Below are 25,053 nucleotides of genomic sequence, written 5' to 3'. Positions count from 1 at the left end.
TAGTTTCGTTACTTTGAGCGAAGGGTACTTCACTTATGCATCCATCTATTATGCGCAAATCTATTCAAGGAAAGAGAGGGTATTATGTCAGACCAAAATTATAAAAAACGTATGACGACCAACCAGGGTGTACCTATATCTGATAATCAGAATTCTAGAACTGCAGGGAGAAACAGTCCGACTCTTATAGAAGATTACCAAATGATTGAGAAAATTGCTCATTTCGACCGCGAACGGATACCTGAACGTGTAGTGCACGCGAGAGGGGCCGGGGCTCATGGAGTCTTTGTTACTAAAAATAGTATGAGCAAATATACAACAGCAGATTTCTTACAGGAAGAAGGCAAAGAAACTCCTGTCTTCACACGTTTTTCCACGGTTATACATGGGAAGCATTCTCCAGAGACTGCACGGGACCCTCGAGGGTTTTCTGTTAAATTCTATACTGAGGAAGGAAATTATGATTTTGTAGGCAACACACTTCCAGTCTTTTTTATTCGTGATGCTATTAAATTTCCGGATGTTATTCATTCCCTTAAGCCTGACCCTGTTACAAACGTACAGGATCCGGCCCGCTACTGGGACTTCATGTCTCTTTCACCTGAAACTACAAACATGATGCTGCACTTGTTCACAGATGAAGGGATCCCGGCGACCTATCGTAATATGCGCGGATCGAGCGTTCACGCATTCAAGTGGTATAACGATAAAGGAGAAACATTCTACATTAAACTTCGCTGGGACCCTAAAGAAGGGATTAAGAATCTAACTCCGGAAATGGCGCAGGAGGTTCAAGGGAAAGACTTTAACCATGCGACTGTGGACCTTTACAATGCCATCGAGGAAGGTAACTATCCAGAATGGGATCTCTATGTACAAGTTCTGCGTCCTGATGAGTTAAACGACTTTGACTTTAACCCGCTTGACGCAACTAAAGACTGGTTAGAAGAAGATGTCCCCTGGGAGCTTGCAGGAACGATGATGCTGAATAAGAATGTAGACAACTTCTTTGAAGAAACTGAGCAGGTAGGTTTTAACCCGGGTGTTCTTGTGCCTGGCATGCTTCCATCTGAGGATCAGCTTCTGCAGGGACGTCTATTCTCTTACTCTGATACCCAGCGCCACCGCGTAGGACCGAACTATCAGCAGCTTCCTATTAACCGTCCAAAAGTCGACGTGAATAATAATCAGCAGGAAGGCTTTATGGCCCGGGATACGGGTATCCGCCACGTAAACTATGAACCTAACAGCCATAGCGGGGAACCAGCTCCAGTTGATGGTTACGAGGAGCCGCCTCAGCCTATCAGCGGAACGGCCGGTCGCGAAATCATTGATAAGCCCAATTACTTTGGTCAGGCCGGACGTATTTACCGCGGGTATGATCAACAGACGAAGGACGGGTTAATCCGTAATATTATGATGGATTTTGATCAAATTGAAGACCGGGATATTGTTGGACGGATGATTGCGAACTTCTACCAGGCTGATGAAAGTCTGGGCAGGACACTGGCTGGAAAATCAAATATTAATCTGGAGCAGTATGTAGGCAATACAGTATAAACTTGTCTATTTATTAAATCCTTACCTTTCATTTGAAAGGTAAGGATTTTTTTGTATGGGAAGGATTTATATAGTTTATGAAGAAATTGTATTGAATAAAGGAGGAATATTATGTTTGTCGAACTTTTTATTGTTTATCCATTTATCAGTCTGGTGCTCGGTGGAATATCTGCATTCTTTTTTAAAAGCATACATATAATGCCTGTGACCATAGGCGTTATATGTATATTACTAATGTTCACCTTGTATAATTTAAGCTTTTGGGTGTGGTGTGTCTTGTACCCTCTTTGTGCTTACGCTGGAGGTACGGCAGTAAAACAATCTGTCGGAAGGAGGTGGGCGGGTGAATAGAAGAGGAGCCGCGATTGCTTCATTAATATTAGGAATACTTTCAATTCTTTTTCCTTTTCTAGGATTAATTCTCGGCATAATAGGCATCGTATACAGCCGTAAAGTATTAAAACTGCCAAAGGAGGAGGATGATTATAAAGGAATGGCGAAAGGAGGGATGATCTGTTCTGTTATCGGTGTATGCCTGCAGGTTTTCTTTATCCTCTCCGCCTTACTTGGAATCGTATTATTTATGAATGTCGCATAAGTCAAGTTAGAGTTGGGACTGCATGTCTCAACTTTTTTTGCTGGAAATTTTATAGCAGCATCCGCACCCGGCTTCCAAACATTCGTATCGCAGGCAATCCGCCTTGGGGAGATGGCGGACTGTTTTATATTAAGAGACTCGTGTCTACCTGAGTGCTTACGATATTATTCCTAAATTAATGAAATGAATTGTTATTCACTTATTACTTGAATTATCAGAAATTTCGGTATAAAATGGAAACAACATACTAACCGGTTGGTATGTAAACTGGGGAAGGAGACCGAATAAGTGAACTTTGATTACTCAGAAAAAGTGAAAACCTACCAGCAGAAGCTTACAGATTTTATGAATGATTACATCTATCCGAATGAAAAAAAGTATGAAAAGCAGTTGAACCAACAAGAGTCCAGGTGGGCTGAGATCCCGCCAGTTTTGGAAGAACTGAAGGTTGAAGCAAAAGAACAGGGGCTTTGGAATCTTTTTTTTTCGGATGATACATACGGGGCTGGACTGAAGAATATCGAATACGCTCCTTTGTGTGAAATTATGGGCAGGTCTTTATTAGCTCCAGAAGTCTTTAATTGTAATGCTCCGGATACAGGTAATATGGAAGTGCTTTCGAGGTATGGAAGTGAAGAACAGAAAGAGAAATGGCTTAAGCCTTTATTAAATGGACAGATCCGTTCTTGCTTTTCGATGACAGAACCTGATGTGGCTTCTTCGGATGCGACCAATATCGAGGCAAGGATTGAAAGAGATGGCGAGGAGTATGTTATTAATGGAAGGAAATGGTGGTCGTCAGGTGCAGGAGACCCACGCTGCGAGATTGCTATTTTTATGGGAAAAACGGATCCAAATGCAGCAAAGTATGAGCAGCAGTCTATGATTCTAGTCCCCCTCGATACTCCTGGAGTGTCGATTAGAAGAATGCTTCCTGTTTTTGGTTATGACCATGCTCCTCATGGTCATGGAGAAATTGATTTTAACGATGTACGTGTACCGGCTTCTAACATGATCTGGGGGGAAGGAAAAGGCTTTGCCATTGCACAGGGAAGGCTTGGACCGGGCCGTATCCACCATTGTATGAGATTAATTGGCGCCGCAGAGCGAGCACTTGAAGAGTTATGTAAGCGCGTACAATCTCGTGAAGCTTTTAAGAAACCAATATCCGAGCAAGGTGTGGTACAGGAATGGATTGCGGATTCCCGCATTGAACTTGAACAGGCCCGGCTTTTGACGTTAAAAGCTGCTTATATGATGGATACAGTAGGAAATAAAGCGGCCAAGACTGAAATTGCCATGATCAAAGTTGTAGCTCCAAACATGGCCCTTAGAGTTCTCGATCGTGCCATCCAGGCACATGGGGCAGCGGGAGTAAGTAATGATTTTACGTTAGCTGCTCAGTGGGCGAACTCGCGGACGTTAAGATTGGCTGACGGACCTGATGAAGTCCACCGCAGGCAGCTGGCCAGACTTGAGTTATCTAAATATAAGGAGTGATATATGATGCATGTTATGGAGTTATTCAAACTAAATGGGAAGACGGCTATCGTCACTGGCGGAGGCCGGGGGTTAGGCGAGCAGATAGCCGAGGGCCTGGCGGAAGCGGGGGCGAATGTGGTTGTCTGTTCAAGGAAAAAAGAAGCGTGTGAAGATGTAGCTGAACGATTGGAGTACGCCTACAAGGTGAAAACTCTCGCGCTGAGCTGTAACGTAACAGACCCTGAGGATATTAAGGATGTAGTCGATCAAACTCTAGCTGCTTTTGGGACGATAGATATTTTGGTAAATAACAGTGGTGCAACGTGGGGAGCTCCAGCCTTAGAAATGCCGTTGGAAGCCTTCCAAAAAGTGATGAATGTAAATGTGACCGGAACCTTTTTAATGTCGCAAAAAGTTGGCGAGGTCATGGTGAAGCAGGAATCCGGCAAAATTATAAATATTGCTTCAGTAGCGGGACTTGGCGGCACTGATCCAAGATTTATGGATACAGTAGGTTATAACGCCAGTAAAGGTGCAGTTATTACATTTACAAAAGATTTAGCTGTAAAGTGGGGTTCTAAGAACATCCAGGTAAATGCGCTGGCTCCGGGATTCTTTCCTACGAAAATGTCCAAAGGATTACTTGAACAAGGTGGAGATTTTATATTAGATCGTACTCCACTCGGCCGGTTTGGAAATGAGGAAGACTTAAAAGGAGCAGCACTGTTCCTTGCTTCAAAGGCTTCCAACTATGTAACTGGAGATGTTCTCGTTGTAGACGGGGGTATGCATGCTTCATGTTAAAGACAGATGAGAAGGCTGGATTGCAGAAGAAGGACAGGATGATAGATACGTGTATTGCTTTGTTTGGTCAAAAGGGATTTAGAGAAACCTCAATTCAGGATATTGTCGAAGCCAATGGGATGACGAAAGGAACATTCTATTATTACTTCAAAAGTAAGGAGGATGTTCTTGTATATATCCATGACACATTTATCTCGGAACTGCTTATGAAACAACAAAAAATCATCCAAAACGATGATTGGTCTTATAAGGACAAACTTTACGCCATCGTTGAGATGATTATTTCTAATATTGCAGAAGGTGTAGATAGTGCGATGGTATTTTTTAGAGAAATCCGGCACTTAAGTGAAAAGAAAACAAACGAAATTCTGCCAAAGCGGGACCTGTTTCAAAAGAACATTGAGCAAGTCATAGAGGAAGGTATAGAAAAAGGGGAGTTTAGAACTGGACTGAGAGCAGACATGCTTTCCTATGCGATATTGGGAATCGTGAACTGGAGTTACTTCTGGTACGAACCTGGAGGTGAAGTTAAAGAAAAAGAACTGACTGAGATTTATATGAACATGATTTTAAAAGGGTTGGAGGAAGGTTAAATGAATGTAAAAACTATCGCAGTTATAGGTGCAGGTTCAATGGGACATCAAATTGCAATGCTGAGTGCTTTAGCCGGGTATAAAACAAATCTTCAGGATCTTAAGAACGAAGCGTTAGAAAAAGCAAAGCTGGATTTAACAAAGATAATGGACAAATGGGTGGCGAAAGAAAAAATTACAATTGAAGCAAAAGATCAGGCTTTTGAGAATTTATTTTTTACGACAGATATACGTGAAGCAGCCGGGCAGGCCGATTTAGTTATTGAAGCCGTTGTTGAAAAGCTTGAAGTGAAACGGGAAGTATTTGCGGAATTAGATCAAATTGTTCCCAGCCATACGGTACTCGCTACAAACTCATCAACCATAGTCAGTTCTTTAATTGCAGATGCTACCTCACGCCCTGATAAAGTGTGCAACATGCATTTCTTTTTTCCGCCGCTTGTGATGGATTGTGTGGAAGTAGTTAAAGGAGAGCACACTTCCGATCAGACGGCTCAGCTTGCTATGGAAATCTGCAGTCAATTGAATCGCACGGCAGTACTTTTACAAAAAGAAATCTCCGGTTTTATTGCAAATCGTATTCTTTTTGCTATTCAAAAGGAAGCAATGGCACTTTATGAAGGCGGCTACGCGAATTATAAAGATATCGACAAAATTACTAGAAAAGCACTGAGTCATCCAATCGGACCTTTTGAATTAATGGATTTGTCAGGAATAGATGTTGGGTATTATGTGATGCAGCAACAGTACGCAGAGACAGGGGACCCAAAGGATAAACCATCTAAAACCATTACTGAAAAAGTAGAAGCAGGAGAACTGGGAAGAAAAACCGGAAAAGGATTCTACGAATATGGAACGAAAGTTAACCGTTGAGGGAGAGAAAGACATGCATGAGACTGAAATCCGAGTCCGTTTTTGTGAGACTGACTTGCTCGGTCACGTAAATAACAATAATTTCTTTGTCTATATGGAAGACGCGCGGATTAAATTTTTTAATGATCTAAAACTGGTAGATGATGATTGGAATTTCATATTAGCTTCTATAAAATGTGACTTTATAAAACAGGTGTATTATGGACAGAAACTTATTATTAATAGTGGTGTCGTCAAAATAGGAAATTCCAGCTTTCACTTAGAACAGGGGATGTATGAAGAAACCTCGGGAGAACTTGTGGCTAGAGGGGAATCAGTGGTCGTTCAGTATAATTTTAACGAGCAAACCAGTCAGCCGCTCTCTAAGGAAATGAGAGAACGGCTGGCAGCTCATCACCTGGCAGCTAATTAAAGGAGGCTGAGTATGAACCATACACCTGAAACGCAAAAAGTGAGAGAAGGGGAAGAGCTGGACATTGCTAAAGTTGAGAAGTTTCTTCAGCAAAATTTTGCAGAACTTTCCAAAACAACTCTCCAAGTCCGCCAATTTGGAGCAGGACATTCAAATTTAACCTATGAATTAAAAATGGGAGACTGGGAGGCAGTACTTCGTCGTCCTCCTAAAGGCCCGGTAGCCCCTAAAGCCCATGATATGAAGAGAGAGTACAAAATCATGGAAGCTTTACATGAAGTATACCCTTTAACACCGAAGCCTTACGCTTTAAATGAAGGGGATGTGTTAGGAAAGCCTTTCTTCATCATGGAACGCAGACACGGCCTCGTGTTTAATACTGAATTTCCTGAAGGAGTGGAAGGCTCTTCAGTATTGGGCAGAAAGCTTTCGGAAACGATGGTGAAACGACTGGCTGAACTTCACGCGATTGATTATGAGAGAACAGGTCTGCGCCACATGGTCAAACCTGAAGGATTTATGGAAAGACAGGTACACGGTTGGATTAAACGGTACGACAATGCTATGACCGATGATGTGGTAAACGCTGATCGTCTAAAAGAATGGATGCTTGAAAACCTTACCCAGTCGGCAGAGGCTTGTATCATTCACTATGATTACAAATTGAACAATGCCATGTTCGATGAAAGCGGTGAAATGGTGGGGCTGTTTGACTGGGAGATGACAACAGTTGGTGATCCTTTAGCTGACCTCGGTGCGGCTATGAGCTATTGGATTGAACATGATGATCCAAAGCTTCTGCAGACCGGACTGGGCAGCCCCCCTTTAACTGTGAAGCCAGATTTCTATACGAGGAATGAATTTATTGAAGCGTATGCTGCGGAGAGTGGAAGAGATGTGGAAAATATCCATTTCTACCTTACTTTTGCCTATTTTAAGTTAGCTGGCATTATACAGCAAATCTATTATCGGTATAAGAAAGGTCAGACGAACGATCCACGGTTTGCCCGCATGAATGAGTTTGTAAACAACCTCATTCAGCATGCGGAAAGAACAGCGGGCATATCTGATGAGTAATGTGCAGTTGATATTTAAAAAAGAAGATATAGTGCCTGAGCAGATGAAAGGAAAGGTTGCTGTAGTGTTTGATGTATTATTTGCCACTTCTACGATAGCTGCAGCATTAGCAGACGGGGCAAACTCGGTCATTCCAGTTTATGATCAGGCACAGGCAAGAGAAAAAGCAAGATCGATGGATGAACCGTTTGTATTAGCAGGAGAAGAGCAGGGACGAACAATTGAAGGGTTTCACCATCCCCTTCGCTCCTATTTAAATCCAATCGTAAAAGGAAGCCATTTAATATTATCCACAACAAATGGCACGGTAGCCATCAACCGCTCAAGTCAAGCTGATCATCTTTATACTTCTTCTCTATTAAATAATAGGGAGATGGCAAATTATTTAATAGAGAACCACAGTAGTGAAACGATTGTTCTTGTTTGTTCAGGGTCTAGCGGACACTTTACAATGGAAGATTTCTATGGGGCTGGAAGCTTGTTATCTTATTTAATTGAAAAAGGATCGTTCACCCTGTCTGATGCGGCTTATACAGCTTTGCTTTTTTATAATGGTTTATCTGTTTCACCTTTTGATCTGCTTCGTTCGAGTAAGATAGGCCAGATTCTTCTTCGACTTGGGATGGATGAGAATGAAATTAAGTTTGTCGCTCAGGAAGGAGTTCTTCACACTATTGCTAAATATGATCCTGCTACTCGACAAATTAAGGAGGTAGAGAAATGAATCCAGCTTACTCTTTAGTTAAAGGTGGTGACTTTCTGTTATCGGATACAAGGCCAGAATCAGTTTTTACGCCCGAAGACCGGACTGAAGAGCACAAGATGATTGCAGACACAGCTCGACAATTTATTGCCCGGGAAATATATCCCTGCCGGAAGGAAATTGAAAAGGGGGATTTTCAATTAGTCAGTAATAAAATGAAACTGGCAGGAGAACTTGGGTTGTTAAGTCACAGCATACCAGAACAATACGGCGGTCTCGGGCTCGATAAAATCAGCAAGGGTATTGTCGGTGAGGCACTGGGTAATGCAGGTGGGTACAGTGTCGCTCACTCAAATCACACGTGTATCGCTACTCTGCCCATTACTTACTTTGGAAATACGTCACAAAAGGAAAAATATCTTCCTAAATTAGCCAGCGGGGAGTTTATCGGGGCGTATTGCCTGACTGAACCGGAAGCGGGTTCCGACGCCTTGGCCGCTGCAACAACCGCTCACTTAAATGACCAAGGGACACATTACATTCTTAATGGGACGAAAATATATATCACTAACGCATCGTTTGCCGATACGTTCATTGTGTACGCCAAAGTTAATAGGAAGTCATTTACGGCATTCATCGTTGAAAAAGGGTTTAAAGGTATTTCCATAGGACCTGAAGAAGACAAGATGGGGATCAAAGGTTCATCCACCTGCTCCGTAATATTGGAAGATTGCGAAGTTCCTAAAGAAAATCTTTTAGGAGAAGCGGGGAAAGGGCATCTGATTGCATTAAACGTACTAAACCTTGGTCGATTTAACCTCGGTTTTGCAACATTGGGAGCCGCTAAACACAGCCTGAAGCTTGCTCTTGAACATACAACCGAGCGCAAACAGTTCGGCCGATCTATCGCAGACTTTAATGCTTCAAAACAAAAAATCGCCCATATGGGTGCTCATATTTACGCAGCGGAATCACTGCTTTACCGTACTGCCGGATATATTGAAGGAGCATTAGGCGGATTTGAAAATTCAACAGACTATGATTCTATCGCCAAAGCGATGAATGAACATGCTTTAGAATCCGCTATTTGTAAAGTAACAGGATCCGAAACACTGGATTTTGTAGTAGATGAATCACTTCAGCTGCATGGCGGAGCAGGATTTATTAAAGAATACGCTATCGAACAAGCTTACCGCGACTCAAGAATAAATCGAATTTTTGAAGAGACAAATGAAATAAACCGTCTGCTCATTCCAGGGAACTTTTACAAAAAAGCAGCCAAACAAGAATTCGAGACAGAAGCACTTATGGAAAAAGCCTTTCATTCTTTGCGTCAAGGAATTAATAATAAGGAAGAAAACGATTTGGAAAAATTGTCTCAGGCCGTCCGTTTGTTTAAGGACCTATACCTGGCAGCGTCTGGTATTGCTTATAAAGTATATGGAAGTGCCATCCAAACAGAACAGGAGACGCTGATGAATCTGGCCGACCTTGCGATAGCTGTTTATGAAAGTGAGTCCGCTCTTCTAAGGACTATAAAAGCAATTAATACATCTGACCGCTATGCCCGAATCAAAACAGATTTAGCGTTCATATTTATTGAAAAGAAGGCTGGTGAAGTTCAGCAAATTTCGAGTGGCCTGCTGTCCTGCTTATTAAACGGAGAAGAACGGGTCCAGTCGCTGCGAAACACTGCACTATTATTAAGTGAATTTAAATTTAAAGACACTATAGAAAAGCAGCGTTCGGCCGCAGATCACTTCATTGAATTCAAACAATACAATTTATAGATGGAGTGGGGTAGACAAAGGGATTATAAAAAAACATTTACTTTAAAGAGGGAGTGGAAGTGAAATGAATAAGTTAGGAAATGCTCACTTAAACGTTAGCGTAAATGGTCCGGTTATGTCTTGTGTCTTGAATCGTCCAGATAGTCTTAATGCCTTTTCAGATCAAATGATTTCCGGACTGCAAGAGGCTATTCAAGCAGCAGAGGAAAATAACGAAGTGAAGGTTGTTGTGCTGTCAGGAGCAGGCAGGGCTTTTTCGGCAGGCGGAGACGTGAAGAGTATGGGGGAAGCGACCTCCAGTCACTTATATGATCATGTCGGCGAATTGAATAAACTGATTTTAATGATGAAGGACTTACCTAAGCCTATTGTCGGGGTTGTGCACGGTTATGCAGCCGGCGCTGGATTTAATTTGGCCCTTTCCTGTGATCAAATTCTTGCTGGGGAAGAATCAAAATTTGTTCTGAGCTTTGCTCAAGTAGGACTGGTTTCTGACGGTGGAGGTCATTACTACCTTTCAAGAATTCTAGGGCCCTACCGTGCGAAGGAATTGTTGTTTAGAGGAGATCCTGTTCCTGTAGAAACCGCTGTGGAGTGGGGCCTCGTAAATAGAGTATTCCCGCTTGCCGAACTGGAGGAAGGGGCAATGAATTATGCGCTTGATCTTGCTAAAGGACCGGGGAAAGCGATAGGTATGATGAAGAAGCTGGTAGACCGTGCTGAACGTACAGATCTTGCTGACATTTTAGAACAAGAGCGGATCACGCAGACGATGATGATTAATACAGAGGATCATAAGGAAGGCGTCCAGGCTTTTAAAGATAAAAGAAATCCAGATTTTATAGGCAGATAAGGAGGAGTTAAATTGAAGTCAGTACTCTTTAAGGAATATGGAGGGCCTGATGTCCTGCAAACAGCAGAGGTCACTAAGCCTGAACCAAAAAAAGGAGAAGTTCTTGTTAGAGTTACAGCAATCGGAGTGAACTATGCGGACACAGCCAGACGTGAAGGAGCTTATGTTGTACCCACTCCGCTTCCTTTTACACCTGGAGCTGAAATAGCTGGTGTCGTTGAGGAAGCTTCCGAAGGGGCGGAACATTTTTCAAAAGGAGACCGGGTGGTCACACTTATCTCCTCTGGAGGTTATGCAGAGTATGCAGCAGTGCCGGCTGAAACATTGATTCGAATACCTGAAGGGTTAGATGATGAATCTGCAGTTGCTCTTCCGCTTCAAGGATTAACAGCTTACCATTTGATAACTACAATGGGCAGGCTTGTAAAAGGAGAAACCGTGTTAGTCCACGCGGCAGCAGGAGGAGTCGGCTCATTAGCAGTACAGCTTGCCAAGCATTTCGGTGCGGGGAAGGTGATCGCAACCGCAAGTAATGAAGAAAAACTCGCTCTGGCCCAGGAATTAGGCGCCGATCATTTAGTTAATTATACGAACACTAATTGGCGGGAATCCGTGATGGAAGCTACAGGTGGAAAAGGTGTAGATATTGCGTTAGAAATGGCGGGCGGAGAGATATTTCACGAAACCATCAAGTGTATGAGTGCATTCGGAAGACTAGTTATTTATGGAGTGGCCAGCGGTAATCCGGCAGAAATGTATCCGTCAGGACTGATGAACCGCAACTTGTCGGTTATTGGTTTTTTCCTGCCTCAAATAATGAAAAAGCCGGCTTTATTTGAAAGGAGTTTACAGGAATTACTTACGTTGGTTCATGAAGACAAATTAAAACTGACAGTTGGAGGGATTTACAAGCTGGAGGAAGCGGCCCGGGTCCATGAACTTATGCAAGGTCGTCGCACCAAAGGTAAGTTAATCCTGAAACCATAGAATAAACCGTCCTTAAGGGCGGTTTTTTTATGAAGCCAGAAGGAGTTTCTTGTAAACTATCGAATTAGTTTAGTAGAGTAAGATCTTGTATAAATTTGACGAAGGAGAGAGAATAAATGTTTGTACATAAGATAGACGATGAATTATCTTTAAAATTAATGGAGATGAAAGATGCGGATGAGCTCTATGAGTTAACGAACACCTCACGAAACCATCTCCGCACCTGGCTGGGCTGGGTTGACGATAATGAATCGATTAAACATACTAAAGAGTTCATACAGATGGGTTTGAATAAATACGCAGCCCATCAGGGAATCTCTGCTTGTATTCTATATAAAGGTAAAATAGCGGGGGTGATCGGGACCCATGCTGCCGACTGGACCAACCGAAGCACAAGTATTGGGTACTGGCTTGGAGAAGAGTTTATAAATAAGGGAATCATGACTCGTTCGGTAAAAGCATTAACAAACTACCTGATCAAAGATCTACACTTAAACAGAATTGAAATAAGAGCTGCAGAAAGCAATAACTCCAGCAGAGCGATTCCAGAACGCCTCGGTTTCACAGAAGAGGGACGACTGAGACAAGTTGAATGGCTTTATGATCACTATGTGGATCACGTAGTTTACAGTATTCTTGCTGAAGATTGGTCTGTAAGATGAAGTGGGTGCTTATACTCATTATCCTTGTGATCTTTGGAATAGGAGGCTTTTTTACCTTTGTCAAATTGAATCCACCTTTAATTAATGGGGGGTATGGGATGAGTGAATCGGATGAGACTGTGGTGATTTCACTAGGGAATAAAGGAATGCAGGATATTTATTTTACAGATGTCCATGTCAACTCAGATGAACCGCCAAAGGAGACGGCTTTTCAAGTTGTCGAAGGAGGAAGCGGCTTTGTTATAAGTGACAATTTTCAAGATGAAGATGAATTTGAAGGTCATTTTCAACCAATTAAAAGAACAGTTCTTCGGGCTGGCACTGATTCCGTTCCTTACGATGATGAAGATATTATCTATGGATTGAGTGTAAGCAGTGGTGAACGTATTGAAAAAGTGAAAGTTACTTATGAATACTTCGGACTAAGGTTTCTTAAAGAAATTTCAGTAGAATAGTAGAGAAGGAAAACTTGTCCGTTTCTGCCTGGAAATACAGGGACTTCATCAGCCCCATGTATTTTATAATGACTTCTCGTTGTATGCTTTACCTTCTCTTGCCGCAGCAGCCACCAGATTTATAACCAACTCTTCTTTTTATACTTGCGGAATCTATAACAGTAGGTTCTGATTTATCTCTTTTAACGATAAGTGGTGCTGTACTTCGTTTCGCTTTTTTTGATTTCAAGCCTGACCTCTCCTTCCCATTTTACTATAGTATAGTCTGAAGGTTGAAATTGGAGAGGGCTAGTGTATTTCTAAAGGATAAGAATAGTAAGTATGATTAAATATTTGAAAACATTTAACGGCAGGAGGATTATTTTTATAGGAGATAATGATCATTTTCACTTCATTATCATGATGTTCTATGTCATAGCTTGAAGGTATAGGAGAAGTCGTTGGGTGTGAGTGATAGACAGCTAGAACTTCCTCTGACTTCTCCTCTATTCTCTTCAAGGTCTGTTCCACCACGGATTGACTTACAAAAAAACGATGAACTGACTTTGCTTCGTTTACAAGGGGCCAATTAGTATAGATCGTAGAGCGGAAACCAGTTAAAAGTCCACACACCTCATAGGGCAGACTCATTCTGCCTAGCTTAATCATGTCATTATATATATCCATTGGAATGATAAGAGGATTATTTTTTCTCATATTGTTTCCTCTTCTGGAAAAAAGAAAAAAACGATAGAGCTTTTTCTCTTGCGCCTGACTGTTCAGTATCCTTGATTTCACCTTGTTTAGTGGAGGCTATGGTTTTGGATCGTGGTTTGTTATAGATGAGCTGTTGTCTATCTTTTTTTTTAGGTGAATTCTTATTAGATGAATTAATAACGTTTCGCTTAGAGTTCTTGTTTATAGTCTGGCTTCCTGGAACGGGCGGCTGTGGGTAGTTTGAACGCTTCTGAGGATAAGGCTTCATGGCAGGATCATAGATTTGTTTAGAAGATTTCACCATGTCTCGCAACTGTCTGAAATTGGCGGGCTGTGTATTCCGTTTTGTTTGGTCTGCCGGCTGGGCCGTACCCAATCTTTCTTTTAATCCTTTTAATTCTTCTCTTACTTCTTGTTTTTCTTTTCGATCTTCCTCCATATATTTTTCCTGAAGGATGAGCATATGATTCATACTTTCAACAAGATCAGCTAATGGAAGCTTTTCCAATTCCAACGTGATCGAATGAACATCGTCTTTTAACTGCTTGATGGTTTCTTCGAGTGACTCAAGTCGGTTTGAGAATTGTTCAAACTCCATACTGTTTCTATCTATTTGTTCTTCTTCCATTTGTTTTAAAGCACCTTCCATCTTTGAAAAAATTGTATTGCCTGTACTCAGGTTATCTTCTGACAGGAGACGTTCTTTTTTGATTGTTTCCAGTGTAAGTTTATAAGCTTGAATTCTTTGTTTCATCTTCACGATTTCCTGTGAATCAAACCCTTTTTGCTTTTCCATCACTCATCACCCTTTGGTAGCCCATAATTATTCTATTGACTGTAATTGGATTCGTGACAATAAAAATGTTTAACCTCGACAAACGCTTCTATATTATATGTGGGTTCTATTAAAAACATATGCCGCCAGTGAAACATAAATTAACATATTTGAAGGGCACAGCGTGCTGTGTCCTCTCGTGTGATATTCCTTAGGTGTACCACATAAGATGGAGGGAGGAGCAGCCTCTCTTTATTTTGTTGAAAGAAGGTGAACGTGATGGTGGATGAATTAGACAAAAGCATAACCTTACTCCGTAATCAGAACGAAATGTACTTCAAGCAACTAAAGGATTTAATTATACAACTTAAAAATAAGAATCGCATTCAATTATTATCATACTTTACATACTCTTTAAGTATTTCCCACGATCCTGGTCAGGAGAGCCTTTGTTTTGGTTCATACCATCTGACTAATACAGGGACGGTGCCATTAATTAATCCTTATATTTGTATTAAACTCTCAGAGAATTCACCGTTCACTTTATCGGGGAAGTACACATATGACTCGTCTAAGCCTTCGTCTAAGAATCCTGGAGGCTGGCAGCGGATGAATGAGAAAACAGACAAAGAAGAGTTCTGGTTAAAACCCATAAATACTGAGGTGATTAACCCGGAAGAAACGATTTCCTTCTCAAACTTTCAAGTGAAGTGGATTTCAGACATGGATTACGCGGGCAGTGTTTTGGGGTTTGCTTACAGTAAGGAAGTTCCAGAGGGGGCAGCAGTACTTAATCCGATTAGCCTGAATGGTACAACTTTTTCACGGGGGGATAAAGATGACCAAACATCATGAGCAAGATCAGAAGCTTCTAGTGAAGCATCTCATTCGTCAGTTTATGAGGGACCAGCTGAAAGACCTGAAAGAAAACAAGAAAAGTCGAAACAACAGTTTCGTTTTTTTAGAAAACAATACATTAAACATGCTGATTATTCATTTGTTAATGAATTTTGAAAAGCAAACCCCTGAAGTAAGAGGGGAAGGTGACGGACTGGATTCAACGAAATGGATTGAAGAGTTAAATCAAGTGATTAAACAGAGTGAGGAAGAGTTCACTGAAGTAATTTCTCTGCTTAAGGAGAAAGTTTGAGAACTTGCACATTATAGGCAGATTTTTCATACACATAGAAATATAGGTGCCTAGAAAAATTGGTTTACCGGAGGTTGAAGTATGAAAAGTGATCCTATCCAAATGCAGCAGAAGCTGATTTATTTTAAATCAGAGCTGGATAAATACAAAGAAAAAGTTAAGGATTACCAGGACAATTATCATTATTCTCAGCTCGAAGCATTAAAGAAAGAGAATGCTTACTTACTTGAGCAGAACGAAGAATTCAGCGTGCAGTTAAATGCTGCCAGGGGAGAGCTTGATAGACGGTTAAAGGGGCATGACAGGGAAATAAATAGTTATAAAGAAAATAAAGAAAAGCTTATAAATGAAAAAACAGCGGTGCAGCACAAGAATTCAGAGTTGTTTCAGCAACAGCAAAAACTCTTAAGCGAACTAAAAACATTAAAAGAAGAACTATCGACTAACCGTTCGCGGTTGTCTCAGCAGCAGAATGATATGGCAATGCTTCAGGCGAGCTACGTTAACGCTCAAAAAGAATTAGAGGAGAAAAATAAAGAATTAAGCACCGAAAGAATTGCTAAAACGAATGCAGTGGATAAGTTGAAAACTCTTGAAAATAACTGGATAGAAGATAAGGCATATTTTGAAGAGAATATGGAAGCGTTGACTCTTGAAAACAATACGCTGCAAACCAAAGTAGAGCAATTGGAAGAACAATTGAAACAAGCGGTGGCTGTTCCCGAAGAAAGCGAAGAGCTAATTGAGGATCAGGATCTGCAATTTCTTGCCCAACTTGAAACTCAGGTGAAGGATTTATTAGGCTTTTCTTCAGAGTTCGAGGAGGATGAAGATTCAAAAGTAATCTTTATGAGAGTTCTAGAGAATAAGCTTTCAGAGCTTTCGAATGAAATTGATGATATAGAATCAAAAATGATAGAGGAAGAAAACAAAAAATCATAAAAGAACCCCCTGATGCGGGGGTTCTTCTGATTATTTGCTCATATAGTGTTCAAGTTCCCAATTACTTACCTGCAGGGAATACTCCGTCCATTCTTCGTCTTTCTCATCAATATAGACTTTGGAAGTGTGCTCTCCAAGAGCTTTAAGAAGGACTTCGTCTTTTTGAAGAGCTTCAAGTGCTTCCTTAAGGTTTGTAGGAAGAGTAGGGATACTGTCATCTGTTACTTCATATAAGTTACGAGATTCAGCTTGACCTGGATCCATCTTATTACGGATTCCTTCAAGACCAGCTTGTATAAGCACAGCAAGAGCCAAATAAGGATTAGCAGTTGGGTCCGGATGACGTACTTCAAAACGAGTTCCCAGTCCACGGGTAGTCGGTACACGGATCATACAGCTGCGGTTAGAGTGAGACCATGCCACACTTACAGGAGCTTCATATCCTGGCACAAGGCGCTTGTATGAGTTAACGTTTGGGTTAGTAATGGCTGCAATACCGCTTGCGTGATGAAGAATTCCACCCATGAAATATTTCATGGTCTGGGAGATTTCATCATCTGTTCCATTATCATAGAATGCGCTGTTTCCATCCTTAAATAAAGACAAGTGACAGTGCATACCGGATCCGTTATCTTCAGTTACTGGTTTTGGCATAAATGTAGCGTGATAATCATGGTTAGTAGCCACATCTTTAACCACACTCTTGAATGTTTGAATATTATCAGCTGTTTTCAGAAGTTCGTCAAAGCGGAAGTTGATCTCGTGCTGTCCTTTTGCAACTTCATGGTGAGATGCTTCCATTTCGAAACCGATTTTCTTCAATGTACGTACGATATCACGGCGGACATTGTCTCCTTTGTCTTTTGGAGAGGCGTCAAAGTAACCTGCGCGGTCGTTCATTTTACGTACCGGGTATCCTTCTTCATTTAGTTTGAAAAGAAAGAATTCCGGTTCAGGACCTACGTTTACCGTATAACCAAGATTCTTAGCTTCTTCTACTGCCCTTTTTAGTATAAAACGGGGATCACCTTCAAAAGGCTCTCCGTCCGGTGTATAAATGTCGCAAATGAAACGCGCAATCGGGTCTTCATCCATTTCCTGAGGTAATACTAAAAAAGTATCTAAGTCAGGATAGAGATACATATCACTCTCCTGGATATCGGAGAACCCTGAGATGGATGAGCTGTCGAACATTGCTTCATTTTCTAGTACGGTTTCGAGTTCTTCGATCGGGAGCTCTACATTCTTTGTGTCCCCCAGCATGTCCGTGAACTCGAGGCGGATGAATTCCACTCTTTTTTCATTCACTTTCTGCTTGATTGTTTCTTTCGTGTAAGTCATATTTATTACCCTCACCTTTGTTTAATTTTTCGAGATTTACGAACCAGATAAATAGTCTGTAATCTCTAAATAATCTTATGTTAAGAATTCTAACATAAGATGTTCTGTTTTTCTAACAATAATTAATAATTTTCCCTTAAAAATTTTTGTTAAACCAATTTATTGCGAAATTTTTGGTATATTGACGAAAAATTTTTGTTTGAAAGATCTACTATTGAGGTAAAGGTCAAAAAAAGAAAAAAGGAGTGAATATAATGCCTTGGGATACGAATGATTATCCAAGTTCATTGAAAAACCTTGATACTACAGTGCGGAAAAAAGCTATAGATATTGCGAATGCTATGATCGATGAAGGATACGATGAAGGCAGAGCCATCCCCATTGCTACCGAACAAGCAAAAGAGTGGTACGACAGTGCAAGTAAGAGTGAAATTGACCAAGTTCGCAATATGAGCGATAAACAATTAAAACAGCGTGACGAAAATGCAGAGCACAGCCGTCCAGAGCTGTTGGATAAAGGGGAGCATGTGGTCGCTCACGATAAAGGCTGGGCTGTCCAGTCTGAGGACGCCAAAAAAGCTTCTTATGTATTTAAGAATAAAAAGGATGCAGTTGAACGTGCAAAAGAAATTGCTAAAAACAAGGGAACCAAGGCCATAGTACACAAGAAAGACGGCAGCATTCAAAATCAGACGTCATTCGAAGAGTAAAAAAACCCGCGAGCCGGGACTTGGCTAAGGTGGAGAAACTTTAGGAGTCAGTGTGAAAAACCGGGTATAAAATCTTTGTGATTTTATACCCGGTTTTTGTTTGTGTAATATTGAGTTCGCACTCGTAGTCTGGCAGACAAATTAATTAAATTGATTTGAATAAGGAAATAAAGCTGAAACTACTTCCTGAGTCAGGCGTCTTTTTTACTGTGAAAATAATGGGCTCACGTATGATAGAATAACAGCAGGAGAGAAGGTGAATCATGAACGGGCAAACGCGAAAAGACATTAAACCAGGGTTGGAAGTTGATATTGTACTAAAGAAAGATCAAAGAAGCGGGAAGTTAACAAGAGGGGTTGTAAAAGACTTATTGACAAAGTCTCCCTCTCATCCACATGGAATTAAGGTACGATTAGAAGATGGACAGGTAGGAAGAGTAAAGAATATTTACGAAGCAGGAAATTAACAGGCTTTATTCCATTAGAAAAGCGTGACAGACGATAGTCTGTCACGCTTATTTAGTGTTTCGGATCAATGAATATTTTTGCTGATAGGCTTGCGATTCTATCACAAGCGGTTTAATAACCATATTGCCGCGGTTTGTTTCCACATGGTAGTTTTTATCAACTTAAACAACGCAATCCCTACCTCTATTGCATCCTTACAGCTCCGAAGCTGATCCAGTGTGATTAAGTTGTAATAAAACGTAGCAGACTGCCAGTCTCATACTTATCACTCTTTCATTTTCCGAGTTACCTTTTTAGCGAAGGCACTAATAGATAATATTAATACATATTATTGCTGATGTCAACATGAATTGCTGGTTTTCTGTACGGAACAATGGAACTACCACATCTTACATTTTTATAATGGTTCTGCCGCGGGTCTTTCCTTGAAGAATTTGCTGTAAAGTATTCGGCACATCCTTTAATGTGATTTCGGTTTTTATCTGTTTAAATGAGCGTGTCGTTTTTAAATCGTTAGCTAAGCGATGCCATATTTTCTTACGGGTGGACATAGGACAATAAACGGAATCAATCCCAATAAGACTTATACCCCGGAGAATAAAAGGGTAAACCTGTGCAGGGATTTTTGTACCGCCTGTTAATCCACTGACTGCTGCTGCTCCATTATATTTTAATTGGCTTAATATAGATGCGAGCTGCTCTCCACCTACAGGATCCACAGCAGCAGCCCATCGTTCGCTTTGAATTGGTTTTAATTCTCCATCGTACACTTCTTCGCGTGTAATGACGTTTTCTGCACCAAGCTCTTTTAAAAACTCTATGTGTTCTGTACTGCCTGTGCTTGCCTCTACGTGATAGCCTCGTTTACTGAGCATTGCAACAGCCATACTGCCTACCCCGCCTGTGGCACCGGTAACAAGTACTTTTCCATCATCAGGAGTAACTCCTGAATTTTCTATGCGATAAACAGAGAGAGCAGCTGTGAATCCAGCTGTTCCATAAATCATTGCTTCCTCAAGACTGATTCCATTTGGGAGAGGTACAACCCAGTCTCCCGGGATGCTGGCATATTCACTGTAGCCTCCATGGTGGTTTACACCAATCTCATAGCTGGTGGCAATTACTGCATCGCCCGGCTTGTAGCGGGAATCTTTTGATTCGACAACTTCACCTGAAAGGTCGATGCCGGGGATTATAGGGTAATTTTTAACCAGCGGATTATTTGGTGTTGTCACCATTCCGTCTTTATAGTTCACGCTTGAATAGTGGACTTTTATAAGTACGTCACTATGGGGCAGGTCATCCTTTGATAAATAATTAAGCTGAGTTTCTATCTCTCCATCCTCGTTCTTATCAATTGTATAAGCTTGAAATTCAGACATAATATGTCTCTCCAATCTATTTACTGCTTTTATTGTTCTTTAAGTCTTCCTCATACTTTTCTTCCGTGGAAGAATCGTCCTTAGACTGGCGTCCTTTGTTAATTTCGCGTTCTTCTTTTCTCATATCTTTATCTGGTACGGGATCTTCAGGTCGTTTCTTTTCTTCTTTTAATTTCTCTTCAATTTCTTTAGAACTATAATTGGCTTTATTTTTATTTTCTTTACTCATTACCTTCACCTCCGATACCTGTACTTCATGTTCCTTTTTTCAGCAGTAATTAAACAGCTTCACGTCTTAAAAAATAAAATTACTGCGTCATTTATTTACAGGAGTAGACAATTTCGGTAGTTGGTACTGGAGACTAAGGTGATGGAAACTTGCTATATTGCCATTGATGACCTGCTTTTAAGCAATACATACGCCAACTCTATGAACTCAAACTTTCATGAGATCAAATCACGAAAAAAACCTCTGAAAGTATACAGAGGTCATTAAGATCCATTATTCTTCCAACGGTTGATGTACCGCTGTATTCTGGATGAGTTGACAATCAGATCAATGACTCGTACTGATTATTACTCCGTGAAGAATGATGCCTAAGAGAGTAATCATAACAATAACAATATGGCCGAATATTGTTGAAGGTTCAAAGTCCTACTGAGGCTCAACTATTTTTAATTATAATATCTTTGAAATTGTAGATTTGTTTAGGTGGCGGCGGGATGTGCTAAAATGAAACAATAGATTATGATTAATCTTTCTCTTATTCAGCTTGGGTTGTGATCTTATTTTTAATAGAGAGGGATATTTAATTGAGGCGTGTGTTCAATCGAATGGTGTGGTCTATATTTCTTGTTCTATCAAGTGGGCTGACTGTTTATTCTTTAATAGAAATACAAGAGCGAAGAGCAGGTGTGTATTATGTGGATGAAGAAAATAAACTTCCCGATGAGCTTCATCCGACCGTAGAAGACAAGAAGAATCAATTGATCGAAGAAGCGGCCGACGAAGGAATTGATGTTGTTATCACGGATGAGGTTCGATCAATAGAAGAACAGGATGAAATTTATGAAAGAGGCCGTTCTAGGGAAGGCGATATTGTTACGAATGCTGAGGGCGGAGAATCCTACCACAATTATGGGTTAGCTGTTGATTTTGCTTTAAGAACGGAAGAAGGAAATCTTTCATGGAATACAGAACGGGATGGTAATCAAAATGGGCAGGCTGATTGGGAAGAGGCTGCAGAAATAGCAAAGAGTCTAGGATTTGAGTGGGGAGGAGACTGGGAATCATTTAGGGATTACCCTCACTTGCAAATGGATTTTGGGTTAAGTGTCCGAGAACTCCAAAACGGAAAACGCCCCAAAGCAGAGCCTTTGGATGATTAAGATAATGCCCCTGCCTCGATTGATGAAGGCGGGGGCATTTATCTGGGAGTTAATCATTTTCATAAGGCTTGATCATAGCGTGAATGGTTTGAATATAAGGTAATGATAAATTGTGTTCATCTGCTAGTCGCAGAGCCCCGCCATGAAGGTGCTCCACTTCCAGGGTAAGCCCTTTTCGGCGATCCTGGTGCATGGATGAAGTCATTGATTCATCCAGTTTGTTCAGGTTATGGAAGGCATTTTCCACATCTTCCTCAGTTAGTTTAACATTATGAGAAGTAGCAAGTGTCTTCATTTCATTTAACATTTCTTTCGCGATAAGAAACGTTTCAGGGTGATTTCGAATATCTCCGATCGGTAAGTTTACAGCCGTTGTTATCCCTGAAAATGAAGTAATAAACATATATTTCTTCCAAATATCTTCTAATATATGAGGACTCTGCCTGCCGTCCATATTAGCCTGGTTACATGCAATTCCTAATTCTTCACAAATTTGCTGCTGGGATGGGTGAAGAGGTCCGAAGACTAAATCGTGGAAGGAACTTGTATGCTCAACATGTCCTTTTTCGTTCAGCGTAGCAATGATGTAAGCAAGTCCTCCAATGACGGCTTCTTCTCCAAGTTCCTGCTGCAGTATGGGTAAATGCTCCATCCCGTTTAATACGGGTAATACTTTTGCTCCTTTTTGGTTGAGCTGTTTCAGCCATGGCAGAGTGCCGGGAAGATGATACCCTTTGACGGAAAGAAAGACTAAGTCAGCCTCTTTAATCTCCCCAGGATTCTCCACGATTTGTAAGTTATTGACTTCATAATCACCCATTTTACTATGTAGAGTTAATCCGTTTGTCCGTAGTTGTTCTGCACGACCCTCGCGCACCAGGTAAGTGACCTCATGCCCGGCCTCCTGCCACCTCGCACCATAGTAAGCTCCTAGTGCACCTGCACCCAACACTGTGATTTTCATATTGATTCCTCCTTACTTTACACTAATCTGAATTTAGAGCTGATTACTTTGTCCATTTCAATAATATCTTTAATATGTTGATTTAAATAAGAAAGCATATCGTTTGAGCCTGTCTTCTTCATAACCTCATAATAATGGTCTGCGTTTTCAAAAATGGTTTGCCCGAGCATTAATTCTTCATCATCTTCTAATTCGAATAAGTTGAGCATGCCCATAGTCCCCTGCCGCCCAGTCAGTTCATTAGAATAGTAAATGCTATGATCTAATGTTCCGTGAGAAATGAGAATGTCTCCTGTTTTCTTTGACATTTTAAGAAAGCGTTTAACATGGGTCTTTTTCACCCTAAAAAAGCAGATTACGGTATAAATAAAATTCACTCTCCTTAATTGGAAGGAACTACTGGGACTGTACAGCTTAGACTTCAGACTCTGCGTCATGAAATGTAGATGTAATTAAAGATGTAAAGTCAACAACCTCACGTAACTGGTCGTATGTTTGTTTGATCAGGTTATCCTGCTTCATTTGTTCCATCGCCTCATGAAAATGTTCTTTAGAATGGAATTCAATCTTACCTAGAAAGACGACTTCTTCGTCTCTAAGGTCAAATAAATTCAACAGTCCCATTGACCCCTGCTTACCCGTAAGAACATCTTCCTCGAATAAATACGCCTTACCTTCATAGGACTGGATAAGAGGTTTTAATTGATCGATAAGTTCAATAAAACGGGGAACGCTTTGACGGTGAACTCGAAAAATATACAATGATACAAACATTGTCATCACCTCATATTAGATCTTATTTTTTTGTTTCAACAGCAGCATCAATGAGTAAAACTAATGCAGTAATTGTATGCATGACCCAGCCGATAATCGGTATGGCGCCAATGAAGCTTGTGATCATTCCCAATATACTTCCTGCGCTGAATCTAGAGTCTTTGATAGAAAGAATTAACGTAATCGTATGCAGGACGAACATAAACAACAACGGTGTCCATGACATACTGACAATAAATGTGCCGCCTGCTAAAGGGATGGCGAGGAGCCCCTCACAAATTCCGGATACCCATTTTAGTATAGTAGTGCGATTCATAAGGCTATTCCTACTCCTTTGCGTTAGTCTTGCATTTAACTTTCTTAGTACTATTTCGCCAGCTTACGGCTAAAACCTTTTTATTTCAACAATAAATAAAAAGACTAACCTATTTCTAAAGGTTAGTCTCTTTCAATTGAATCGTATTAGATTTGGGTGGGTTTGTCCACTTATATCCTTCGTTACTTAGCTGCTTTTTCAAGCTTTTGAATCATTTTAATGGACCGGCCGGTACCGATGGCAACTGATTCCAGTGGACTTGGGGCCATGTGGACGGGTACATAGATTTCTTCAGAAAGCCATTCCTGCATGCCTTTGAGCAGCGAGCCGCCGCCCGTAAGAATGACACCGTGGTCGACAATATCTCCACTTAATTCAGGAGGGCAGTCTTCCAGTGTCGCGCGGATGGTTTCCAACAGTTGTTCCAGTGATTCTTTTAAAGCCTTTTGAACTTCATGAGAAGAAAGTTCAATCGTCTTAGGAAGTCCTGTTACCATATCTCTGCCTCGTACTTCCATTTTCTCTTCCGGGTGATCTACTAGAGCATAGCCAATCTCCATCTTAATCTGCTCAGCTGTTCGTTCACCGATCAAAATGTTATAGGCCTTTCGTACATATTGAATGATTTCTTCATCCATCACATCGCCGCCCATACGGATGGAGCGGCAGGAAACTACCCCTCCAAAGGAGATGATAGCCACTTCGCTTGTCCCTCCACCGACGTCAACAATTACGTTGGCTACGGGTTCATCAACCGGAAGGTCAGCACCAATGGCGGCTGCAATAGGTTCTTCAATTAAGTGAACCTGTTTGGCTCCATAACTTTTAACGGCATTATGAATGGCTCTGCGTTCAACAGACGTCGATCCGGATGGTGTGCAAATGACTACGGTTGGCTTACGCATGGATACACCTGATTTACGGCTCACTTTTTTCATCAGTTCTTTAAGCATTTGAGCTGTCATGTCATAATCAGCAATTACACCGTCACGAAGAGGACGGACCGGGATAATATTACGCGGGGTCTTTCCTACCATTTCTTTTGCTTCTTTACCTACGGCTACTACGCTTTTTGTATCAGTATTATAAGCAACAACGGACGGTTCGTTTAACAAAATTCCTTTAGACTTTGAATAAATAAGTATATTAGCAGTTCCTAAATCAATTCCTATTTCTGCAGTTGATAACATGTAAGTCGTACCTCCAAAGATGACAGATTCTTATACATTCTTTCTCCTATGCTACTTATTTTATGGGGGTGATCGCAAGAGGAATTTTATGGACTATCTTACCGGTA

At 41.0% G+C, this 25,053-nt stretch carries 32 protein-coding genes; 21 read left to right on the top strand and 11 right to left on the bottom strand.

The annotated features are described in order from the left end of the window. Positions 1-84: 84 nt before the first annotated feature. The 15 genes from LF822_RS19415 to LF822_RS19345 all read left to right on the top strand — a co-directional run bounded on the left by LF822_RS19415 (position 85) and on the right by LF822_RS19345 (position 12,849). Positions 85-1,560, top strand: coding sequence for a catalase (locus LF822_RS19415; protein ID WP_253925755.1), 1,476 nt, complete (start codon positions 85-87; stop codon positions 1,558-1,560). A gap of 111 nt (positions 1,561-1,671) precedes the next feature. Then, a complete protein-coding gene (locus LF822_RS19410; protein ID WP_253925754.1) occupies positions 1,672-1,911 on the top strand; it encodes a DUF2651 family protein in 240 nt (79 codons plus the stop codon). Next, on the top strand, positions 1,904-2,158 hold the full coding sequence (locus LF822_RS19405; protein WP_253925753.1) for a DUF4190 domain-containing protein: 255 nt from the start codon (positions 1,904-1,906) through the stop codon (positions 2,156-2,158). Before LF822_RS19410 ends, LF822_RS19405 begins: the two co-directional genes overlap by 8 nt. A gap of 288 nt (positions 2,159-2,446) precedes the next feature. Continuing rightward, positions 2,447-3,658 carry an acyl-CoA dehydrogenase gene (locus LF822_RS19400; protein WP_253925752.1) on the top strand — a complete coding sequence of 404 codons (1,212 nt, stop codon included), beginning with the start codon at positions 2,447-2,449 and terminating at the stop codon, positions 3,656-3,658. Positions 3,659-3,664: 6 nt separating this feature from the next. Then, positions 3,665-4,444 (top strand): SDR family oxidoreductase, encoded by a 780-nt coding sequence (locus LF822_RS19395; RefSeq protein ID WP_253925875.1) that lies wholly within the window; start codon positions 3,665-3,667, stop codon positions 4,442-4,444. After that, complete coding sequence (locus LF822_RS19390; RefSeq protein ID WP_253925751.1) at positions 4,438-5,037, top strand: TetR/AcrR family transcriptional regulator; 600 nt, start codon at positions 4,438-4,440, stop codon at positions 5,035-5,037. Before LF822_RS19395 ends, LF822_RS19390 begins: the two co-directional genes overlap by 7 nt. Beyond that, positions 5,038-5,910, top strand: a complete 873-nt coding sequence (locus tag LF822_RS19385) for a 3-hydroxyacyl-CoA dehydrogenase family protein (RefSeq protein WP_253925750.1) — start codon at positions 5,038-5,040, stop codon at positions 5,908-5,910. Further along, positions 5,888-6,322 (top strand): acyl-CoA thioesterase, encoded by a 435-nt coding sequence (locus LF822_RS19380; protein WP_253925749.1) that lies wholly within the window; start codon positions 5,888-5,890, stop codon positions 6,320-6,322. The genes LF822_RS19385 and LF822_RS19380 overlap by 23 nt, the downstream gene beginning before the upstream one ends. A 12-nt stretch (positions 6,323-6,334) precedes the next feature. Continuing rightward, a complete protein-coding gene (locus tag LF822_RS19375; RefSeq protein WP_253925748.1) occupies positions 6,335-7,399 on the top strand; it encodes a phosphotransferase family protein in 1,065 nt (354 codons plus the stop codon). Beyond that, positions 7,392-8,123, top strand: a complete 732-nt coding sequence (locus LF822_RS19370) for a 2-phosphosulfolactate phosphatase (RefSeq protein WP_253925747.1) — start codon at positions 7,392-7,394, stop codon at positions 8,121-8,123. Before LF822_RS19375 ends, LF822_RS19370 begins: the two co-directional genes overlap by 8 nt. Beyond that, the gene (locus tag LF822_RS19365) at positions 8,120-9,892 is read left to right on the top strand and encodes an acyl-CoA dehydrogenase family protein (protein WP_253925746.1); all 1,773 of its coding nucleotides are present in this window, start codon (positions 8,120-8,122) and stop codon (positions 9,890-9,892) included. The genes LF822_RS19370 and LF822_RS19365 overlap by 4 nt, the downstream gene beginning before the upstream one ends. A 64-nt stretch (positions 9,893-9,956) precedes the next feature. Beyond that, positions 9,957-10,745: an enoyl-CoA hydratase/isomerase family protein gene (locus tag LF822_RS19360; RefSeq protein ID WP_253925745.1), complete on the top strand. Its 789-nt coding sequence runs from the start codon at positions 9,957-9,959 to the stop codon at positions 10,743-10,745. A 12-nt stretch (positions 10,746-10,757) separates the two neighbouring features. After that, a complete protein-coding gene (locus tag LF822_RS19355) occupies positions 10,758-11,732 on the top strand; it encodes a quinone oxidoreductase family protein (RefSeq protein WP_253925744.1) in 975 nt (324 codons plus the stop codon). A 116-nt stretch (positions 11,733-11,848) separates the two neighbouring features. Continuing rightward, a complete protein-coding gene (locus tag LF822_RS19350) occupies positions 11,849-12,394 on the top strand; it encodes a GNAT family N-acetyltransferase (RefSeq protein ID WP_253925743.1) in 546 nt (181 codons plus the stop codon). Between the two features lie 98 nt (positions 12,395-12,492). Then, a complete protein-coding gene (locus tag LF822_RS19345) occupies positions 12,493-12,849 on the top strand; it encodes a hypothetical protein (RefSeq protein ID WP_253925742.1) in 357 nt (118 codons plus the stop codon). A gap of 88 nt (positions 12,850-12,937) precedes the next feature. Here the strand turns inward: LF822_RS19345 and LF822_RS19340 are convergent, their stop codons facing one another. The 3 genes from LF822_RS19340 to LF822_RS19330 are packed head-to-tail and all read right to left on the bottom strand — an operon-like array spanning position 12,938 to position 14,341. After that, complete coding sequence (locus tag LF822_RS19340) at positions 12,938-13,078, bottom strand: hypothetical protein (protein WP_253925741.1); 141 nt, start codon at positions 13,076-13,078, stop codon at positions 12,938-12,940. A gap of 59 nt (positions 13,079-13,137) precedes the next feature. Further along, positions 13,138-13,545 carry a M67 family metallopeptidase gene (locus tag LF822_RS19335; protein WP_253925740.1) on the bottom strand — a complete coding sequence of 136 codons (408 nt, stop codon included), beginning with the start codon at positions 13,543-13,545 and terminating at the stop codon, positions 13,138-13,140. Further along, positions 13,532-14,341, bottom strand: coding sequence for a hypothetical protein (locus LF822_RS19330; RefSeq protein ID WP_253925739.1), 810 nt, complete (start codon positions 14,339-14,341; stop codon positions 13,532-13,534). The genes LF822_RS19335 and LF822_RS19330 overlap by 14 nt, the downstream gene beginning before the upstream one ends. 258 nt (positions 14,342-14,599) lie before the next feature. On the opposite strand from LF822_RS19330, the gene LF822_RS19325 reads away from it, so the two are divergent. From LF822_RS19325 to LF822_RS19315, 3 genes are all read left to right on the top strand, one after another. Next, a complete protein-coding gene (locus LF822_RS19325) occupies positions 14,600-15,175 on the top strand; it encodes a hypothetical protein (protein ID WP_253925738.1) in 576 nt (191 codons plus the stop codon). After that, positions 15,159-15,470: a hypothetical protein gene (locus LF822_RS19320; RefSeq protein WP_253925737.1), complete on the top strand. Its 312-nt coding sequence runs from the start codon at positions 15,159-15,161 to the stop codon at positions 15,468-15,470. Before LF822_RS19325 ends, LF822_RS19320 begins: the two co-directional genes overlap by 17 nt. Before the next feature lie 81 nt (positions 15,471-15,551). Further along, positions 15,552-16,412, top strand: coding sequence for a coiled-coil domain-containing protein (locus LF822_RS19315; RefSeq protein WP_253925736.1), 861 nt, complete (start codon positions 15,552-15,554; stop codon positions 16,410-16,412). 30 nt (positions 16,413-16,442) lie between these two features. Here LF822_RS19315 and glnA read toward each other — a convergent pair whose 3' ends face one another. Continuing rightward, positions 16,443-17,753 (bottom strand): type I glutamate--ammonia ligase, encoded by a 1,311-nt coding sequence (gene glnA / locus LF822_RS19310; protein ID WP_253925735.1) that lies wholly within the window; start codon positions 17,751-17,753, stop codon positions 16,443-16,445. Positions 17,754-18,007: 254 nt separating this feature from the next. On the opposite strand from glnA, the gene LF822_RS19305 reads away from it, so the two are divergent. Both LF822_RS19305 and LF822_RS19300 read left to right on the top strand, forming a co-directional pair. Next, positions 18,008-18,463, top strand: coding sequence for a DUF2188 domain-containing protein (locus LF822_RS19305; protein ID WP_253925734.1), 456 nt, complete (start codon positions 18,008-18,010; stop codon positions 18,461-18,463). Positions 18,464-18,726: 263 nt separating this feature from the next. Continuing rightward, positions 18,727-18,930, top strand: coding sequence for a YwbE family protein (locus tag LF822_RS19300; protein WP_253925733.1), 204 nt, complete (start codon positions 18,727-18,729; stop codon positions 18,928-18,930). 390 nt (positions 18,931-19,320) lie between these two features. Here the strand turns inward: LF822_RS19300 and LF822_RS19295 are convergent, their stop codons facing one another. Beyond that, positions 19,321-20,313, bottom strand: coding sequence for an acrylyl-CoA reductase family protein (locus LF822_RS19295; protein WP_253925732.1), 993 nt, complete (start codon positions 20,311-20,313; stop codon positions 19,321-19,323). Between the two features lie 16 nt (positions 20,314-20,329). Continuing rightward, complete coding sequence (locus LF822_RS19290; protein ID WP_253925731.1) at positions 20,330-20,542, bottom strand: hypothetical protein; 213 nt, start codon at positions 20,540-20,542, stop codon at positions 20,330-20,332. A 605-nt stretch (positions 20,543-21,147) separates the two neighbouring features. On the opposite strand from LF822_RS19290, the gene LF822_RS19285 reads away from it, so the two are divergent. Further along, positions 21,148-21,702, top strand: a complete 555-nt coding sequence (locus tag LF822_RS19285) for a M15 family metallopeptidase (protein WP_371925977.1) — start codon at positions 21,148-21,150, stop codon at positions 21,700-21,702. Positions 21,703-21,751: 49 nt separating this feature from the next. Here the strand turns inward: LF822_RS19285 and LF822_RS19280 are convergent, their stop codons facing one another. The 5 genes from LF822_RS19280 to mreBH all read right to left on the bottom strand — a co-directional run bounded on the left by LF822_RS19280 (position 21,752) and on the right by mreBH (position 24,946). Beyond that, a complete protein-coding gene (locus LF822_RS19280; protein ID WP_253925729.1) occupies positions 21,752-22,666 on the bottom strand; it encodes a ketopantoate reductase family protein in 915 nt (304 codons plus the stop codon). Between the two features lie 17 nt (positions 22,667-22,683). After that, complete coding sequence (locus LF822_RS19275) at positions 22,684-22,875, bottom strand: hypothetical protein (RefSeq protein ID WP_253925728.1); 192 nt, start codon at positions 22,873-22,875, stop codon at positions 22,684-22,686. 205 nt (positions 22,876-23,080) lie between these two features. Continuing rightward, a complete protein-coding gene (locus tag LF822_RS19270) occupies positions 23,081-23,440 on the bottom strand; it encodes a DUF1428 family protein (protein WP_253925727.1) in 360 nt (119 codons plus the stop codon). A gap of 22 nt (positions 23,441-23,462) precedes the next feature. After that, entirely contained in the window at positions 23,463-23,756 is a 294-nt protein-coding gene (locus tag LF822_RS19265; protein WP_253925726.1) for a hypothetical protein, read from the bottom strand. 182 nt (positions 23,757-23,938) lie between these two features. Then, positions 23,939-24,946, bottom strand: coding sequence for a rod-share determining protein MreBH (gene mreBH / locus LF822_RS19260; RefSeq protein ID WP_253925725.1), 1,008 nt, complete (start codon positions 24,944-24,946; stop codon positions 23,939-23,941). Between the last annotated feature and the right edge of the window lie 107 nt (positions 24,947-25,053).

This window comes from Halobacillus sp. A5 (genome assembly GCF_024189315.1).
Taxonomy (GTDB): domain Bacteria; phylum Bacillota; class Bacilli; order Bacillales; family Halobacillaceae; genus Halobacillus_A.
This window is presented reverse-complemented; position numbering and strand designations above follow the sequence as displayed.